Here is a 16,597-nt window from a genome sequence, read left to right on the forward strand (position 1 = left end):
AATTTAGGTTCGCGGGGAGGGGAGGCGAATAGCAAATCGGCTTCCGCCCGCGTCCGAGCGCTCGAGACGAATGCCGCCGCCGAGCGCCCGCAACATCTCGCGCGCGGCCGTGAGGCCGAGCCCCGGACCGGCTGGCCTTCCATCCTGCGGTCGGCTCCAGAACGCGTCGAAGATCTTGTCCTGATGGGTCGGGTCGATGCCAGGGCCGTTGTCGGAAATGCGTATTGTTAGAGCAGCGGAATTCTGCTCCGCTTCGATCGTCACGACAGGAGGCGATGCGCTGCGATACGCCAGCGCATTGGCGATCACGTTCGTCAGCGCGATCCTGACGATCGCGGCATCCGAAATAATTGTCGGCAAGTCGTCGTGCTGCAATGTCGCGCCTGATGCGGCGACTTCGCTCGCCATGTCGGCCCAGATCTCGCGGACAAGGCCATCGAGATCGATCTCGGTTGCAGTCACCTGCGGCGCGCTGCTCGCAAAGCCCATCAGAGCTTTTGTCAGCCGCTGCGCCGTCTCTGCTTTATGGAGGATGGTTTGCAGGCTTTTCAACTGGTCGCCGTCGAGCCTGTCGGCCAGGTCGTCGAGCAGGATTTCCGCGTACATCGCGATGTGCCGCAGCGGCGATTGCAGATCGTGCGAAGCGATCGCCAGGAAGCGGCGAATGCGCTCCTCGTTTTCACTTGATGCAACCGGTTGTTCGGACGACATGCTGAAACCTCCCACCCCGCGAGAATAGAAAGAGGGCGCCGGCTGTGCAACCGGCGCCCTCATTTCGTTTCATCTCGGCATCGTCCTCAGCCAACGGTCTTGCGCGGCTGGCCCTCTTCCGGAGGGATGATCTCCACCGCGGCTTCCGTCGTGGCGACAGCCGCCCGGTGGCGGCGGCGCCAGTCGCCGAGGAAGAGCAGGATCGGAGCTGCAATGAAGACCGACGAGGCACCGGCAACGAGAATGCCGAAGACCATCGGAACAGCGAAGCTCTCGACCGCGCTGCCGCCCCAGATTGCCATCGGCAGCAGGGCGAGGAAGGCCGTCGCGTTGGTGTAGAGGCTTCGGGCCAGCGTCTCGTTGATCGACCGGTCGATGATCTCGCGCAGCGGCATCGACTTGTAGAGCCGCATGTTTTCGCGCATGCGGTCGTAGACCACGACCTTATCGTTCACCGAATAACCGACCAGGGTCAGGATTGCGGCGATGGCGGTGAGGTTGAAATCGAGGCCAGTCAGCGCGAAGAAGCCGATCGCCTTGGTCACGTCGAGGACGAGCGTGACGATGGCGCCGACCGCAAATGGCCATTCGAAGCGCCACCAGATGTAGAACAGCATCGCCAAGCTGGCGATGACGACCGACAGGATGCCGGCCCAGGCGAGCTCGCCGCTGACCTTCGGACCGATGACGTCGGTGCCGGTGACGGTTGCCGATGGGTCGATCTTGACGATTTCCGCCTTCAGTTTCTCGACTGCGGCTGTCTGGGCTTCTTCACCGCCGTCCTGCCTCTGCGCGCGCACCGCCATCGTGTTGTTGTCGCCGTAGGATTGGAGGGAGACTTCGCCGAGGCCAAGGCTGTTCAAGCCCTCACGGAAGCGACCGAGTTCGCTGGCTTCCTGCGTCTTCACCGACATCTGGATGCCGCCGCGGAAGTCGACGCCATAGTTGAGGCCGGGATGGATGAAGAGAACGACCGAGGCGATCGACAGGAGCGCCGAGACCGTCACGCCAAAGAATCGAGCCTTCATGAACTGGATGTGGCGGCCATAAGGGTTGAACATCATCGGTATCAGGGGACGGATGTTCAGAACCTTGAGCTTACGGCGGCGGGTGATCTCGATCATCGTCACGCGAACGAAGGCAACGGACGTGAACATCGAGATGATCAGGCCAAGCGCCATGGTCACGGCAAAGCCGCGGACTGGTCCGGAGCCGAACCAGAACAGGATCGCGGCGGCGATCAGCGCCGTCATGTTGCCGTCGATGATCGTCGAATAGGCGCGGCGGAAGCCGGTGTCGATCGCGGCAAAGGCGCTCTTGCCCTTGCGTGTTTCTTCGCGGATGCGCTCGTTGATGAGAACGTTGGCGTCGACCGCAAGGCCGATGCCGAGGACGACGCCGGCGATGCCGGGCAGCGTCAGCGTTGCTCCGACAAGCGTCAGCGCCGAGAACGTCAAGATGGTGTGGATCAGCAGCGCGAAGTTCGCGAGAAAGCCCCACGTGCCATACAGGATGAAGATGAAGGCGGCGACCAGCACGAAGCCGACGATGCCGGAATAGATGCCCTTGTTGATAGCGTCCGCGCCGAGATCGGCACCGACGGTGCGTTCTTCGATGACGGTGAGCTTGGCGGGCAGGGCACCGGCGCGCAGCATGGCGGCAAGCGTGGTTGCGCTGTCGGCAGAGAAGCTGCCGGAGATCTGGCCGGAGCCGCCGGTGATCGGCTCGCGGATGACAGGCGCGCTCAACACCGTGTCGTCGAGAACGATGGCGAACGGATTGCCGACGTTCTGGCGGGTGATGTCCGCAAAGCGGGTTGCGCCGGCGCTGTCGAAGCGGAAGCTGACGACCGGCTCATGCGTATTCGGATCGAAGCTGACGCGGGCATCCGAGAGACGGTCGCCGGAGATTTCCACGCGGTCGAGAACCGGATAGGTGTTGCCCTTCTCGTCCTTCAGCATCGTCACGCCCGGCCCCGGAGCATTGTTCGGAGACAGCATGTGGAACGACATTTTCGCGGTCGAGCCGAGAAGCTGGCGCAGACGGGACGGGTCCTGTGCGCCCGGGAGCTGCACGAGCACGCGGTTACCGCCGATGCGCTGGATCGTCGGTTCAGCAACGCCCACCTGGTCGACGCGCTGGCGAATGACCTCGAGGCTCTGCTGGACGGCAGAATCGACGTTGCTGGCGATACCGGCCGGCGAGAAGGCGACGAGGATGTTGCCGCCGTTCGTCGTGACCGAAAGATCCGACTGGCCGGCGCTGAGGCCGGTGGCGATCGCGTTACCGAGCGTCTTCAGCTGTGCTACCGCATCGTCGCTCTGAGCCGGATCGGTGAGCGTAACGACGATCTGGTTCTGGTTGCGAACGATCGACTTCGTCTGGATGTTCTTTTCACGAAGCACGCGACGGGCGTCCTGCAAGAGCGATTGCAGCCGCTCGCGGGTCAGGTCCGCTTCGTCGACTTCGAGAACGAGATGCGAGCCGCCGCGAAGGTCGAGACCGAGCGAAACACGGTTGTGCGGCAACCACGAGGGCAGACGATCGAGGGTGGATTGCGGCAGTGCGTTCGGCAAAGCGATCAGAATGCCGAGGAGAATGATCACCGTATAGGTGAACACCAGCCATGGTGAATTACGCATGTTGTTGTTTATCCTTGATAACGCTTGAGCCTGCGCTCCTCGCGCAGGCGGCGTGTCTTAAAAGCGATGGAAAGCGCCAGTCAGGCGCGCGTTCATGCCGCGGCTGCTGGCGGGCCATGTGAATCGTAAGCCTTGGCATCGGCCGCGCGGTGCGTGGCATGGAAGGCTTCCAGCCGCTGTGGCTCGCCGGCCAAGGGCAGTTCGATGCTCGCAGCCGCGCCAAGGGCCGCGACGCCGGAATCAAACGGCGCGTATTTCGGAGCCGCCTTGCGTTCGGCCGTCAGAATGGCGCGGACGGCATCTCGGGCGCTCAACTGCAGGGGCTGGCCGTCCTTGCTGGACGAGGAAATCGAATTCGCGCCGCGCGTGGGACCGATGACGAGGCTGCCGCCGAGCAGCAAGCCGAGATAGGCGAAAACGGCAACGAGCAGGGAGATCGCAACGCGACTGCTCATGCGGCGCGCGTCGAGCCTCATCTCGTGATCGTTGGGATTTTCAACCTCGTACCGGCTCAACGGCGCAAAAGTCTCTCATTCTTTGTCGGGAGAAGGCGTTTCCTCGGCTGCGATTGTAGCAGTCTCGGCTTCGCCTTCATAGGGCACACTGTCATGATGCACTTGGGCGAGCCGGTCAACCATGCCCATGGCGATTTCCCGTTCGCCCATGATGACGGTGTCTGCACCATATTCCTTCAGCTCGTCGACCTCGGCGTCCGAATGCGCGCGTGCGACGATCAGGATGGAAGGGTTGATGGCGCGACCCTGTTCGGCGACGCGGCAGGCCTCGAAGGCGTTGGGGATGGCCACGACAAGACTACGGGCGCCGGCGATGTTGGCAAGGTCGAGCACCTCGCGCGACACCGCATTGCCGCTGATCGCTTCGATGCCCTGATCCCGAAGCTCGCCAATGCGCTTGTCCGAGTCCTCGACCACAAGGAAAGGCGTGCCGGACGATTTGAGGTTCTGGCCAACGATGCTGCCCACACGGCCGTAACCGACAAGGATCGCATGCCCGCGAAGCGCCGTCGGGTGTACGTCGTCCTCGGCCACCGGCTCGTCAGCTGGTTCGGGAAGCTTCTCTGCCGTCGGTTCGGCGACAGGCTCGTCGCGCTTGGTCCGCTCCAGCATCGGGCGCAGGCGATCGCAGACGTAGAAAAGTAGCGGGTTGAGGATGATCGAGATGATCGCGCCTGCGAGGATGAGGTCGCGTCCCTCCTCGGGCAGCAGGCCAAGAGCGACGCCGAGCGTTGCCAAGATGAAGGAAAATTCGCCGATCTGCCCGAGACTCGCCGAAATCGTCAGCGCCGTGCCGACAGGCTTGCGGAACAGCAGAACGATCAGGAAGGCGGCGATCGATTTGCCGATAGCGATAATGAAAACGGTGGCGAGCAGCGGCAGCGGCTTCTCGATTAGGATGTTCGGATCGAACAGCATACCGACTGAGACGAAGAAGAGAACCGCGAAGGCATCGCGAAGCGGCAGGCTTTCTTGGGCGGCACGGTGGCTGAGCTCGCTCTCGGCCAGAACCATGCCGGCGAAGAAGGCGCCGAGCGCCAGCGACACGCCGAACATCTTGGAGGCGCCGAAGGCAACGCCAAGAGCGATCGCAAGGACGCCAAGGCGGAAGAGTTCGCGCGATCCGGTGTGCGCGATGCGGTGCATCGTCCAGGGAATGATACGCCGTCCGAAAACCAGCATCAGCCCGACGAACAGCGCGACCTTGATCAGGGTCATGACGATGATGCCGCCGATGCCGAGGTCGAGGCCGAAGAGCCGGCCCACTGCGGCCGAAAGAGGCTCGACCGTCGCGTGCTCCCCGCCGCCGATGCTGGCAGCCGCCGGGATGAGGACGAGCGCAAGAACCATGGCGAGGTCCTCGACGATCAGCCAGCCGACCGCGATCTTGCCGCGATCGGTCTCGACCAGCCGCCGCTCCTGCAGTGCCTTCAAGAGGACGACTGTCGAAGCGACGGAGAGAGCGAGTCCGAAGACGAGGCTGCCTCCCGTCGGCCATCCCATGAGCGCACCCAGTCCCCAGCCGAGCAGCGTCGCAAATGCAATCTGCGCAATGGCGCCCGGAACGGCGATGCCGCGGACGGAGAGGAGGTCTTTCAGAGAGAAGTGCAGCCCGACGCCGAACATGAGAAGGATGACGCCGATTTCGGCGAGTTCAGGTGCAAGGCTCTGATCGGCAACGTAGCCGGGCGTATGCGGACCGACGAGCACGCCAGCGACGAGGTATCCGACCAAGGGGGGCATACGAAGCCTGTTGGCGAGCGCGCCGAGGATGAACGCAAGCACGAGGCCTCCGACGATTGTCGAAATCAAAGGCGTATCATGCGGCATCACTTTCTCCCGAACTGGAAATCCCGTTTAAAATATGACATATATGACCTATATCAACCAATATGGGTGGTTTGGCAGAATGGGTCAAGGCGCAAAGGAAACAATTCTGACCCCGGCATTGTGCCGGGCCGCTCGCGGATTGCTTGACTGGACGCAGCTCGATCTCGCGGAGCATGCGGCCGTGTCGCGCAGTACCATCCGCGACTATGAAGGAAAACACCACGAAATTCATCGTGCAACCGAGGCGCAGCTGCGTCTCGCGTTCGAAAAAGGCGGTGTCGTGTTTGTGGAGGTCGAGGGGATGGGAACATGTCTTGGCCTCCCATCCGCCCCGAGGTGACGGTCTACCTACCGGCGAGGCAGGCCGGCGAAATCCTGTAGGAAAAGATCGTCTTGCCGCGGTAGTAGCCTTCCGTTGGCCGCCAGCTCTGGACTAGCTCAGGCGTTTGCGCGCAGTCTACCGGATGCGTCGTCACGAAAAGGACGTTGTTAGCAACATCGCCCGGCAGGGAAAAGATCTGCTCGTAATAGTTGTCGGGCGCGCCGGCAGGCGGCTTGGCGTAGATGCGGACCGGATCGTTTCGCAGCGTATGGAACATGTCTGCCAGGAGATCGCGGCTGTCGCTGACGATGATCGAGGTTTCCGACCGCCGTGCGAGCTCACCCACCTCGCGACTGATCGCGCTGCGACCAAGATAGCGCTTCATGATCTCGTTTCCGTTCGGCAGAACGAGCTGGTGCGCAAAGACCGCAGCCAGAGGAAACAGGAAGCTGGCCGTACCATTTATAGCAAGCGAAAGGCGCAAGCCTTTCGGCCAGAGGCGGTCAAGCAGCCACACGGCAAGAATCGTTCCCGCGATGTAAGCTGTGACGCCCCAGTTGGCATAGGCCTTGGCGACCAGCGCCTGAAGCGTGATCAGCAGAACGACGGGGATTGACAGCCAGATCAGCAGCGCTTCTCGCGCATTGGTCTTACCCTTGAAGGCGCGCGCGACGGCCCAGAGCATCGCAAAGAAGACGATTGGCCCGACGACGCCGAATTGCGCCGCGAAGAATTCGAGACCCCCGGCGACCTCGATACCGAGCTTGCTCCAATGTGCAATGTTCGTGGTGTGACGGATGGTCGTGCCGTCGTTCGCAAGATTCCACCAGACATTCGGCGCAGCGACGGCAAGCGCGACGATGACGGATACGAAAAAATCGCGCCAGGCTATGCGCGCGCTTGGAAGCAGAATGAGCGCGATCAGCCCGCCGGGGACGACGAAGAGGATCGCGTATTTCGAGAGGAACGCGCAGCCGAAGGCAAATCCCATGAGGATGGCGAGACTTAGGGAGCGCTTCGCTGTTAGGCCGAAATAGGCCCATAGCGCAACAGTCAGGAAAAGGAGAAGCACGACGTCGGTGGAAAAGAACACCGATGACAGCGCAACGCCCGGCAGCGTGATGAAGGTGACGCCGGCCCACCCTTCGATGTCAGGCCCGACAAAGCGCTTGGCCGTATTCATGAGCATGATCGAAGTCGCCATATGGATCAGCGGTCCGCCAACCCTGATCCAATAGATCGATGTCGATCCCGCGAGCTCCGTCATCGCTCGGATGACCCAGGCGATCATCGGCGGCTTTGAATAGTAGCCGAAATCAAGATTCTGCGACCAGAACCAGTATTGCGCTTCATCGACGAACAGATCGGTCGTGTCGAAATGAAGGGTGATGACTCGCCAGAGTGTCACGCCAAGAATGATGAGGAGGCCAAGTCTGGCAGACATGAACGGAAATTCCGCTGAACTCAAACGCTGTAGAGCCGAAGGTTAGCGCCCTGGCGTACCGGGCGTGTGACCTTTGCTATTGCCTGATTGCGAAGAATCAAAGAACGCGCAGGGCAACCTGGCCGCGGGTCGCTTCGATCTGGTCAAGTAGCGTAACGGCTACGAGAACAGCAACTGCGAGGAAGCACGACCCCAATCCAAGAACAATCATTGCCCAATCCTTCTGACGTCATGTCACGGTTGTTTCTGGGCGTATAACACAAAGCTTGCGTCGGACTTGTAGCAGCGCTGCAACGCAAGCCCAGTAATTCGTAGATGGTTATTAGGGCTCGCTCGAAAGTCGACATTCATAAAATACGCATTAACCTTCAGGCAAGGAATTAACCATAAACATTGCATGACACGTCGGAATGGGAAAATTCACTCGTTCCCACCAGGCATGACGCCGCACCGCCGTACCGGTCGATCCGGAATCAATCTCATCAAGCAGCTCCGAAGCAGAATCTACTGATCGGGAGGCTCCAGGCCGCCGGCTGCCGCCGGAGGCAAGCCACCAATCGGCAGCGTGCCTGCCGCGCGGAGCAACAGATTTAATGACGGGCACACGCCCGGCATGTGGTTGGGGACAGGCGTTGGGGCAGGAAATGCCATCAGATCAGGCTCGAGGAGCGCAGGCAGGCAGCTTGCGTGACCGGTTGCGCTTTGCCGGGCTCGATGCCGAACACTGTGATTTGGTCAGGCGCCACCGTGTCGATCTTCAGCAGCATCTCGCCGCCGGCCTGCGCGATCTTTTCCAGCGTTTTCAATCGTTTCCCGACGCAGCGCGCAACTTCGAGAGCGAACGTCAGGTCGAGCGGCTTCACGACTTGCAGGCCTCGCACTGGGACGTTTTGACCGATGCGCGTTTCGACAGCCTCTATGCCGAGCGCGTCAAGGTTCTCTCAGATTCCGAAAGCAAGATGGGCCTCGACCCGCGCTGGCATGTCGCGGGTCACGGCGTCGTTCTCGAGCACGTCATCGGCGGCCTTGCGAGCGAATTGGTTGGTCGCTCCTTCCTGCCGAGCAGTCGTCGTCGGGCCAAAGAAATCTCCGACCTCATGTCGGGGATCATTCGTCTCGTGATGGTGGATGTCGAGATTGCCGTCTCTTTGCGTTTCAACGCCTTGCGGGCTTCCCAGCAGCGCGCGCTCGCCGATCAGCGCAACAATGACAAGGCGGACATCGCTCACGTTTTCGCCGACGTGATCAATGGTCTTGCCGCCCGCGACCTTACTGTTCGAGCAGCCGTTGAGGAAGACGGCGCCCACCGGGACATCGCGCAGGCGCTGAACGGCGCGCTCGATGTCGTCCAGTCCGAATTTCAGGCGATCGCCGAAAAGACAGCGGCGGCTGGAACGTCTATGCAGTCGCTTGGTGATGCCTCGAAGCAATTTGCCGGCAATGCATCCATCCATGCCCAGCAGCTGCTCTCCTCCGCCGCCGCCCTTGCCGACCTCTCGGAAAGCGTCCGCCACGGTGCCGCAGGCAGCCGTGCTGCCGAGCAGGCTGCCGCCTCGACGCGCACCGCGGCGGAAGAAAGCGGCCAGGTGGTTGGACGCGCGATTGCCGCCATGGCGGATATCGAGCAGTCCGCCGAAAGAATCGGCCAAATCATCGGGGCGATCGACGAGATCGCCTTCCAGACCAATCTCCTGGCGCTCAACGCCGGCATTGAAGCCGCCCGCGCAGGTGATTCCGGACGTGGATTTGCCGTCGTGGCACAAGAGGTGCGTGCCTTGGCGCAGCGTTCCGCTGACGCCGCGCGCGAGATCAAGACGCTTGTGAGCGCCACCAAATCGCAGGTGGATGCCGGCGTGCAAATGGTTGGACGTACTCAGGATTCGATTGGTAGCATCGTTCGTCAGGTCAGTGAGATCAACACGGCGATCGCGGCGGTCGCAACTCAGGCAAGCCAGCACGCCGCGAACCTCGATGTCGTGACGACCGACGTCAAGGGCCTTGGCGTGCAGATGACCGACAACGCCGCTTCCGCAGCGCGTTCTGCCGAAGGTGCGGACGACCTGCACGCCGTCATCGTCGAACTTGGCCAGACGATCCGCGAATTTCGCGTTGCCCGGCAGAACGCCGAGCCCGCGCGCCAGGCGCCGCTGTTATCCCCGGCCGTCGATGTCAGGCGCTCTGCCGATGTCGTGGCTGACGACGAGGACTTCGGATTTGTGCTGCCCGTCGCCTCGGTCGGAGGGCGGATTGTTTACTAACAAACCAGTATATGAGCCATGCTCACATTCGTTGAGCGGGAACCAGGAGACAAGGAAGAGCTGATGGCGGCAAGGAAAACTGGGAAGACGCTGAACCTGTCATCGGTGCTTGATCTGAACGAAGCGACCGCGCTTCGCGACAAGCTTGCTTCGTTGCGCGGCAACGATCTGGCCATCGATGCCTCTGCAGTCGAACGCGTTGGTGCACTAAGCGCGCAGGTCCTTATGGCCGCGGCCAAGACTTGGGACCAAGACAAGCTCGCCTTTACGTTCAGCAAGGCTTCGGACGCATTTCAGAAAACCATGCAACTGATTGGTGTCGATATCCACCATCTGCTCGCTAAGGAGATCCGGCAATGAAGAAAAAAGTGCTTACCGTGGATGATTCACGGACCATTCGGAACATGCTTCTCGTGACGCTCAACAATGCGGGCTTCGAGACGATCCAGGCCGAAGACGGCGTCGAAGGCCTCGAGGTCCTGGAAGAATCCAATCCCGACGTCATTGTCACCGACATCAACATGCCGCGCCTCGACGGTTTTGGCTTCATCGAAGGCGTTCGCCGCAACGACAAATATCGCGCGATCCCGATCCTGGTCCTGACAACCGAAAGCGATGCGGAAAAGAAGAACCGCGCGCGCCAGGCAGGTGCCACCGGCTGGATCGTCAAGCCGTTCGACCCTGCCAAGCTGATCGATGCCATTGAGCGCGTAACCGCTTAAACCCAGGATTTTCGCCTATGGATATGAACGAAATCAAAGAGATCTTTTTCCAGGAGTGCGAGGAGCAGCTCGCCGAACTGGAATCCGGTCTTCTGAAAATGAATGATGGCGATCGCGATCCGGAAACCGTCAACGCGGTGTTCCGTGCCGTCCATTCGATCAAGGGCGGCGCTGGCGCCTTCGGTCTGGACGATCTCGTCGCTTTCGCGCATGTCTTCGAGACCACACTTGATTGCGTTCGTTCCAACAAGCTTGAGCCGACACAGGATGTCCTGAAGGTCATGCTGAAGTCGGCAGACGTACTAGCCGACCTGACCAACGCCGCCCGCGACGGCGGCAGCGTCGATGAAAGCCGCAGCCGCGGCCTGGTCAAGGAACTGGAAGCGCTCGCCAACGGCGAGCTGCCCAAGCCGTCGGCTGCCGTGGAAGCGCCGGCCGCGAAGCCGGCGACGGTCGCCGCCGCTCCAGCGCCTAAGCCCACCGATGACAGCGGCTTCCAGCCGATCCCCTTCTCCTTCGACGACTTCAGCGGCGAGGAAGAGGCCGGCTCCGATCTGCCCACATACGAAATTACCTTCAAGCCGCGCTCCGACCTCTATTCCAAGGGCAACGACGCAACGCTGCTGCTGCGCGATCTAAGCCGCCTTGGCGAGATGAGCTGCTATTGCAACATGGATGCGTTGCCCGGTCTCGACGAGGTCGATCCGGAAGCGGCGTATTTCTACTGGAACGTGACCCTCAAGACCGACAGGGGCGAGGACGCGGTCCGCACGGTCTTCGAATTTGCCGAGTGGGATTGCGACCTGGATGTCATCGCCACTGAGACAAACGCCGTCGCCTCTGCCGGCGAAGAACTGCCGATGATCCCGGTTCCTTTCGATCTGTCGATCCTCGATGACGGTGCTGCGGAAGCGCCGGCAGAGCAGCCGAAATCCGATGCGGCAGCTGCCGTTGCTGCTGCCGAAACCGCGTCCAACGTCACGCAGATGGCTGCCGCCGCTGCCCGCGTCGAAAAGAAGGAATCCGCTGCCGCCGCTGCTGCTGCGAGTGCTGCCGCTGCCGCCCAGAACAATGCCGCCGCCGGCCAGACGATCCGTGTCGATCTCGACCGCGTCGACCGCCTCATCAACCTCGTTGGCGAGCTCGTCATCAACCAAGCGATGCTGTCGCAAAGCGTCATCGAAAACGACACGACCGGCACGTCGTCGATCAACATGGGCCTCGAAGAGCTGCAGCAGCTCACCCGCGAGATCCAGGATTCGGTCATGGCGATCCGCGCGCAGCCGGTGAAGCCGGTCTTCCAGCGCATGTCGCGTATCGTTCGCGAAATCGCCGACATGACCGGCAAGACGATCCGCCTGATCACCGAAGGCGAGAACACCGAAGTCGACAAGACGGTCATCGACAAGCTGGCCGAACCGCTGACGCACATGATCCGCAACGCAGTCGACCACGGCATCGAAACGCCCGAGAAGCGCGCCGCCGCCGGCAAGAACGTCGAGGGCACGGTTCGCCTGACGGCCAAGCATCGCTCCGGCCGCATCCTGATCGAGCTGGCCGACGACGGCGCCGGCATCAACCGCGAGAAGGTGAAGCAGAAGGCGATCGCCAACGAGCTGATCCCGGCCGACGCAAATCTGACGGATGAGGAAATCGACAACCTGATCTTCCTGCCGGGCTTCTCCACAGCCGACAAGATCTCTGACATCTCCGGTCGCGGCGTCGGCATGGACGTCGTCAAGCGTTCGATCCAGGCGCTCGGCGGCCGCATCAACATCACCTCGAGGCCGGGGCAGGGCTCTGTCTTCACCATGAGCCTGCCGCTGACACTCGCCGTTCTCGATGGCATGGTCGTCACGGTCGCCGGCCAGACGCTGGTCGTGCCGTTGACGGCGATCGTCGAAACGCTGCAGCCGGAAGCTGCCGCGATCCACTCCTTCGGCGCCAGCCATCGCCTGATCTCGATCCGCAACAGCTTCTGCCCGCTGGTCGATGTCGGTCGCATCCTGAACTTCCGTGCCACCCAGGCAAACCCGGTCGAAGGCGTTGCTCTTCTCGTGGAGTCCGAGGGCGGCGGTCAGCGCGCCCTCATGGTTGATGCGATCCAGGGCCAGCGCCAGGTGGTTATCAAGAGCCTTGAGGCGAACTACACGCACGTTCCGGGTATCGCTGCGGCAACCATTCTCGGCGATGGCCGCGTGGCGCTGATCCTGGATGTCGACGCGGTCGTGGGAGCTTCCCGCGGTCAAGCGTTGAGGCAGGAAGTGTCGCTGGCGGCGGTGGGGTAAGCTATGTCATATGCCGTAAAAAGTCTGAAGGATGGGGACCGCGAGCTGATTGCGTTCCGCATCGGGGATCAGGAATTTTGCGTGAATGTCATGTCGGTGCGCGAGATCCGCGGTTGGACGCCGGCAACGGCGATGCCGCACTCGCCCGGCTACATGAAGGGCGTCATCAATCTGCGTGGTGCGGTGCTGCCGATTATCGATCTCTCGGCTCGCCTCGGCATGCCGGCAACCGTGCCGACAGCGCGACACGTCATTATCGTGGCTCAGGTGCACCGCAAGGTCGTGGGTCTGTTGGTTGATGCCGTGTCCGATATTCTCACCGTTACCGAAGATAACGTTCAGCCGACGCCGGAAATCGCATCTGAACTGCAGCGTCAGTTCGCTCGCGGCATTCTGGCGATCGATAAACGCATGATCTGCCTGCTCGAACTCGAAGCCATCTTCCCCGAAACGGAAAGCGAAGCCGCATGAATGTCCTGAGTGCAAAAGACACGCGGCAGGGAAGCCCTGACGAGGTGCTGGCGAGCGGAGAATATCCGCTAACACGCCGCGACCTCATGGAAATTGCTGCGATGATCTACTCGGATGCGGGAATCTTCCTGAACGAGACAAAGGCGTCGCTGGTCTACTCGCGTCTTTCGAAGCACATCCGCAACCTCGGCCTTTCCGGATTTCGGGAATATTGCGCGCTCGTTTCTTCACCGGCAGGCGCAGCGCCCCGCCGCGAGATGCTGTCGCATCTGACGACGAACTTCACCCGCTTCTTCCGCGAGAACCATCACTTCGAGCATCTGCGTGAGCATGTGCTGCCGGAGCTGCTGAATCGCGCCAAGATGGGCGGTCGGGTCCGCATCTGGTCTGCTGCCTCCTCGGATGGTCAGGAGCCCTATTCGATTGCGCTGACCGTTCTGTCGATGATGCCCAACGTCGCCGACTACGACTTCAAGATCCTGGCGACCGACATCGACCCGAAGATCCTGGCGATCGCCCGAGCGGGCGCCTATGAGGAAGGCGCGCTGGAGACGGTATCGCCCGCCATGCGCAAGCAGTGGTTCAGCGAAGTCGAGGTTCAAGGACGGCGGAAGTTCCAGGTCGATGATCGCGTCAAGCGTCTGATCACTTACAATGAACTGAACCTGATGGCCCAGTGGCCGTTCAAGGGCAAGTTCGACGTCATCTTCTGCCGAAATGTGGTGATCTACTTTGATGAGCCGACGCAAATGAAGATCTGGTCGCGCTTTGCCGAACTGCTGCCGGAAGGCGGTCATCTCTATATCGGCCATTCCGAGCGCGTCTCCGGCGACGCCAAGCATGTCTTCGACAATATCGGCATCACGACCTACCGCTACGCGACCAAGGGCGTGGGGAGGAAGGCATGAGCGCGGCAGCCCGAGTTCTCGTCGTCGATGACTCCGCCACCATGCGCGGCCTCATCACAGCTGTGCTGAGCGCAGATCCGGAGGTCAGTGTCATCGGTCAGGCAGGCGATGCGCTTGAGGCGCGCGAGGCCATCAAAAAGCTCAACCCCGATGTCGTGACGCTCGATATCGAGATGCCCAATATGAACGGCCTCGACTTTCTCGAGAAGATCATGCGGCTGCGTCCGATGCCTGTCATCATGGTCTCGACGCTGACCCATCGCGGCGCCGATGCCTCGCTGGCGGCGCTTGAGATCGGCGCATTTGACTGCGTCGGCAAGCCGCTTCCCGGTGATGCGCGCCCCTTCGGCGATCTTGCCGAGAAGGTAAAGGCGGCCGCCCGTTCGCAGCGGCGCCAGTACACCCAGCCTGCGCCGGCTACCCCGCCGCCTGCTGTTGCCGACTTCCGCGTCGGCCGCAAGATCGTCGCGATCGGTTCGTCGACCGGCGGCGTCGAGGCGTTGATTGCGGTGCTTCAGAAATTCCCGGCAAACTGCCCGCCGACTGTTATCACGCAGCATATGCCGCCGACGTTCACCAAGAGCTTTGCCGAACGCCTCAACCGGCTCTGTGCGCCGGTCGTGCAGGAAGCAACCGACGGCGCGCGTCTGGAGATCGGCAAGATCTACCTTGCGCCAGGTGGCGAACGCCATCTGCAGGTTGCCAACGCCCATGCGCCTTGCTGCCGTCTCATCGAACGTGATCCCGTCAACGGCCACAGGCCGTCCGTCGATGTGCTGTTCGATTCGGTGGCCGAACTCGCTGGCCGCAATGCGGTCGGCGTGATTCTGACCGGCATGGGACGTGACGGCGCCGCCGGTCTATTGAAGATGCGCCATTCCGGCGCGCGCACCCTCGGTCAGAACGAAAAGACAAGCGTGGTCTATGGCATGCCGAGAGTTGCCTACGAACTCGGTGCCGTCGAGCAACAGTTGCCGCTGAATGGCATCGGCGAAGAAATCTTGAGAATGACAGCCGCCCGAAAGGAAGGAACCGACTAATGTCAATAGCAGAGAAAATCAAAGTTCTGATCGTCGACGATCAGGTCACCAGTCGACTGCTGCTCAGCGACGCGCTGACCCAGCTCGGCTTCAAGCAGATCACCGCTGCCGGGGACGGCGAGCAGGGCTTGAAGATCATGACCCAGCAGCCGCACCATCTTGTCATCTCCGACTTCAACATGCCGAAGATGGATGGCCTCGGCTTCCTTCAGGCCGTACGTGCCAACCCGGCGACGAAGAAGGCGGCTTTCATCATCCTGACGGCCCAGGGAGATCGTGCGCTGGTCACGAAGGCGGCGCAGCTCGGGGCCAACAACGTTCTCGCCAAGCCCTTCACGATCGAGAAGATGAAGGCGGCTATCGAAGCCGTATTTGGAGCATTGAAATGAATCTCGAGGTTGCAGCCCGCCGCGTCAATATCATCCAGGGGGAATGGAAGGTCCTGAATGATCCGAATGCGGTACTGACGACCATCCTTGGATCGTGTGTGGCTGCATGCCTGCGAGATCCCGTGGCAGGCGTTGGAGGAATGAATCATTTCCTCCTGCCGGGGACAGGAAACACGCCGATGACGGGCGGAGATGCCACGCGTTACGGCGTCCACTTGATGGAACTGCTGATCAACGGTCTCCTGAAGCAGGGCGCGCGCCGCGACCGCCTGGAGGCGAAGATTTTCGGTGGGGCGAAGACGATCTCGACATTCTCGAATGTCGGTGAACAGAACGCCGCCTTTGCTGTGCAATTCCTGAAGGATGAAGGCATTCCCGTCGTCAGCTCAAGCACCGGTGGTGAGCACGGGCGTAAGCTCGAATACTGGCCGGTGTCCGGACGCGCTCGACAGTATCCGCTCACCGGTGCGGAAACGCAGAGAACTGTTGCGCTTGAGCAGCGTCCGGTCGCTCCGCAGAAACCTGTCGAAACCAGCATCGAATTCTTCTGAGGGCGAGGACCTTATTAATGACTGTGAATGCAATGACAGAGCAGCCGTCGCCCGCCGAGTCCCTGCCCGATGTCCTGATGCGCATCGTCTCGGAACTGCATGACGTTGCCTATCTGATCGAGCGGATCGAGCCACAGCTCCTCGAAGTCGGGGGCGCTGCCGAACTGCTGAACTCGCCGGAAAGCATGAAAGTCATGCAGGGAATTGATCTTGCCGTGCAGAAGACGCGCGGTCTTGCCGAGTTCATCGACACCATCACCGGCGAAATCCCGCAGGACTGGGCAGTCGATGTCGCAACGGCATTGAGCCTTGTCAAGCTCAGCGAAATGCAGCGGGCGCTCGGCGGCGCCATGCATCATGGCAACGTTCAGCCTCTGGCGAAGGCGGCCGGAGACTTCGACTTCTTCTGATCCGGGTTTCACTCGCACGTCCCACGAAACGTTCGCACAAGTTTCGGCATCTATCGTCGGAATGAGGCAATAAGCCTGCTTTGTCTGTGACGGTCG

General features: G+C 61.3%; 16 protein-coding genes. 11 read left to right on the forward strand and 5 right to left on the reverse strand.

Features of this window, described 5'->3' with window-relative positions; all coding sequences use genetic code 11:
* Window positions 1-3: 3 nt before the first annotated feature.
* The 4 genes from ACSQ9D_RS01260 to ybaL form a co-directional block, all read right to left on the reverse strand.
* Complete coding sequence (locus ACSQ9D_RS01260) at window positions 4-711, reverse strand: sensor histidine kinase (protein ID WP_436280842.1); 708 nt, start codon at window positions 709-711, stop codon at window positions 4-6.
* Between the two features lie 86 nt (window positions 712-797).
* A complete protein-coding gene (secD, locus tag ACSQ9D_RS01265) occupies window positions 798-3,353 on the reverse strand; it encodes a protein translocase subunit SecD (RefSeq protein ID WP_436280843.1) in 2,556 nt (851 codons plus the stop codon).
* A 92-nt stretch (window positions 3,354-3,445) separates the two neighbouring features.
* The gene (locus tag ACSQ9D_RS01270; protein ID WP_436280844.1) at window positions 3,446-3,829 is read right to left on the reverse strand and encodes a hypothetical protein; all 384 of its coding nucleotides are present in this window, start codon (window positions 3,827-3,829) and stop codon (window positions 3,446-3,448) included.
* A gap of 54 nt (window positions 3,830-3,883) precedes the next feature.
* Window positions 3,884-5,698: a YbaL family putative K(+) efflux transporter gene (gene ybaL / locus ACSQ9D_RS01275; RefSeq protein WP_436280845.1), complete on the reverse strand. Its 1,815-nt coding sequence runs from the start codon at window positions 5,696-5,698 to the stop codon at window positions 3,884-3,886.
* Between the two features lie 34 nt (window positions 5,699-5,732).
* Here ybaL and ACSQ9D_RS01280 point away from each other — a divergent pair, with 34 nt between their 5' ends.
* Window positions 5,733-6,038, forward strand: a complete 306-nt coding sequence (locus ACSQ9D_RS01280; protein WP_047516584.1) for a transcriptional regulator — start codon at window positions 5,733-5,735, stop codon at window positions 6,036-6,038.
* Between the two features lie 4 nt (window positions 6,039-6,042).
* Here the strand turns inward: ACSQ9D_RS01280 and ACSQ9D_RS01285 are convergent, their stop codons facing one another.
* A complete protein-coding gene (locus tag ACSQ9D_RS01285; RefSeq protein ID WP_436280846.1) occupies window positions 6,043-7,464 on the reverse strand; it encodes a glycosyltransferase family 39 protein in 1,422 nt (473 codons plus the stop codon).
* Between the two features lie 644 nt (window positions 7,465-8,108).
* Here ACSQ9D_RS01285 and ACSQ9D_RS01290 point away from each other — a divergent pair.
* The 10 genes from ACSQ9D_RS01290 to cheT all read left to right on the forward strand — a co-directional run bounded on the left by ACSQ9D_RS01290 (window position 8,109) and on the right by cheT (window position 16,501).
* Entirely contained in the window at window positions 8,109-9,722 is a 1,614-nt protein-coding gene (locus tag ACSQ9D_RS01290; protein ID WP_436280847.1) for a globin-coupled sensor protein, read from the forward strand.
* 63 nt (window positions 9,723-9,785) lie between these two features.
* Window positions 9,786-10,082 carry an STAS domain-containing protein gene (locus ACSQ9D_RS01295; protein WP_436283744.1) on the forward strand — a complete coding sequence of 99 codons (297 nt, stop codon included), beginning with the start codon at window positions 9,786-9,788 and terminating at the stop codon, window positions 10,080-10,082.
* A complete protein-coding gene (cheY1, locus tag ACSQ9D_RS01300) occupies window positions 10,079-10,444 on the forward strand; it encodes a chemotaxis response regulator CheY1 (RefSeq protein WP_007530053.1) in 366 nt (121 codons plus the stop codon). Before ACSQ9D_RS01295 ends, cheY1 begins: the two co-directional genes overlap by 4 nt.
* 17 nt (window positions 10,445-10,461) lie before the next feature.
* The gene (locus tag ACSQ9D_RS01305; RefSeq protein WP_436280848.1) at window positions 10,462-12,732 is read left to right on the forward strand and encodes a chemotaxis protein CheA; all 2,271 of its coding nucleotides are present in this window, start codon (window positions 10,462-10,464) and stop codon (window positions 12,730-12,732) included.
* A gap of 3 nt (window positions 12,733-12,735) precedes the next feature.
* Entirely contained in the window at window positions 12,736-13,203 is a 468-nt protein-coding gene (locus ACSQ9D_RS01310) for a chemotaxis protein CheW (protein WP_018117028.1), read from the forward strand.
* Window positions 13,200-14,111, forward strand: a complete 912-nt coding sequence (cheR, locus tag ACSQ9D_RS01315; protein ID WP_037114304.1) for a protein-glutamate O-methyltransferase CheR — start codon at window positions 13,200-13,202, stop codon at window positions 14,109-14,111. Before ACSQ9D_RS01310 ends, cheR begins: the two co-directional genes overlap by 4 nt.
* Window positions 14,108-15,151 carry a protein-glutamate O-methylesterase CheB gene (gene cheB, locus ACSQ9D_RS01320; protein ID WP_436280849.1) on the forward strand — a complete coding sequence of 348 codons (1,044 nt, stop codon included), beginning with the start codon at window positions 14,108-14,110 and terminating at the stop codon, window positions 15,149-15,151. Before cheR ends, cheB begins: the two co-directional genes overlap by 4 nt.
* The gene (locus tag ACSQ9D_RS01325) at window positions 15,151-15,540 is read left to right on the forward strand and encodes a response regulator (protein ID WP_007530058.1); all 390 of its coding nucleotides are present in this window, start codon (window positions 15,151-15,153) and stop codon (window positions 15,538-15,540) included. The genes cheB and ACSQ9D_RS01325 overlap by 1 nt, the downstream gene beginning before the upstream one ends.
* Window positions 15,537-16,091 (forward strand): chemoreceptor glutamine deamidase CheD, encoded by a 555-nt coding sequence (cheD, locus tag ACSQ9D_RS01330; RefSeq protein ID WP_037114299.1) that lies wholly within the window; start codon window positions 15,537-15,539, stop codon window positions 16,089-16,091. Before ACSQ9D_RS01325 ends, cheD begins: the two co-directional genes overlap by 4 nt.
* 17 nt (window positions 16,092-16,108) lie before the next feature.
* Complete coding sequence (cheT, locus tag ACSQ9D_RS01335) at window positions 16,109-16,501, forward strand: chemotaxis protein CheT (protein WP_436280850.1); 393 nt, start codon at window positions 16,109-16,111, stop codon at window positions 16,499-16,501.
* Window positions 16,502-16,597 lie beyond the last annotated feature (96 nt).

Source organism: Rhizobium sp. LjRoot258 (genome assembly GCF_964254185.1).
Taxonomy (GTDB): domain Bacteria; phylum Pseudomonadota; class Alphaproteobacteria; order Rhizobiales; family Rhizobiaceae; genus Rhizobium.

What these genes read in the sequence shown, in the direction of transcription:
- ACSQ9D_RS01260 (WP_436280842.1), bottom strand. Translation starts at nt 711, where the DNA reads ATGTCGTCCGAACAACCGGTTGCATCAAGTGAAAACGAGGAGCGCATT.
- secD (WP_436280843.1), bottom strand. Translation starts at nt 3,353, where the DNA reads ATGCGTAATTCACCATGGCTGGTGTTCACCTATACGGTGATCATTCTC.
- ACSQ9D_RS01270 (WP_436280844.1), bottom strand. Translation starts at nt 3,829, where the DNA reads ATGAGGCTCGACGCGCGCCGCATGAGCAGTCGCGTTGCGATCTCCCTG.
- ybaL (WP_436280845.1), bottom strand. Translation starts at nt 5,698, where the DNA reads ATGCCGCATGATACGCCTTTGATTTCGACAATCGTCGGAGGCCTCGTG.
- ACSQ9D_RS01280 (WP_047516584.1), top strand. Translation starts at nt 5,733, where the DNA reads ATGACATATATGACCTATATCAACCAATATGGGTGGTTTGGCAGAATG.
- ACSQ9D_RS01285 (WP_436280846.1), bottom strand. Translation starts at nt 7,464, where the DNA reads ATGTCTGCCAGACTTGGCCTCCTCATCATTCTTGGCGTGACACTCTGG.
- ACSQ9D_RS01290 (WP_436280847.1), top strand. Translation starts at nt 8,109, where the DNA reads ATGCCATCAGATCAGGCTCGAGGAGCGCAGGCAGGCAGCTTGCGTGAC.
- ACSQ9D_RS01295 (WP_436283744.1), top strand. Translation starts at nt 9,786, where the DNA reads ATGGCGGCAAGGAAAACTGGGAAGACGCTGAACCTGTCATCGGTGCTT.
- cheY1 (WP_007530053.1), top strand. Translation starts at nt 10,079, where the DNA reads ATGAAGAAAAAAGTGCTTACCGTGGATGATTCACGGACCATTCGGAAC.
- ACSQ9D_RS01305 (WP_436280848.1), top strand. Translation starts at nt 10,462, where the DNA reads ATGGATATGAACGAAATCAAAGAGATCTTTTTCCAGGAGTGCGAGGAG.
- ACSQ9D_RS01310 (WP_018117028.1), top strand. Translation starts at nt 12,736, where the DNA reads ATGTCATATGCCGTAAAAAGTCTGAAGGATGGGGACCGCGAGCTGATT.
- cheR (WP_037114304.1), top strand. Translation starts at nt 13,200, where the DNA reads ATGAATGTCCTGAGTGCAAAAGACACGCGGCAGGGAAGCCCTGACGAG.
- cheB (WP_436280849.1), top strand. Translation starts at nt 14,108, where the DNA reads ATGAGCGCGGCAGCCCGAGTTCTCGTCGTCGATGACTCCGCCACCATG.
- ACSQ9D_RS01325 (WP_007530058.1), top strand. Translation starts at nt 15,151, where the DNA reads ATGTCAATAGCAGAGAAAATCAAAGTTCTGATCGTCGACGATCAGGTC.
- cheD (WP_037114299.1), top strand. Translation starts at nt 15,537, where the DNA reads ATGAATCTCGAGGTTGCAGCCCGCCGCGTCAATATCATCCAGGGGGAA.
- cheT (WP_436280850.1), top strand. Translation starts at nt 16,109, where the DNA reads ATGACTGTGAATGCAATGACAGAGCAGCCGTCGCCCGCCGAGTCCCTG.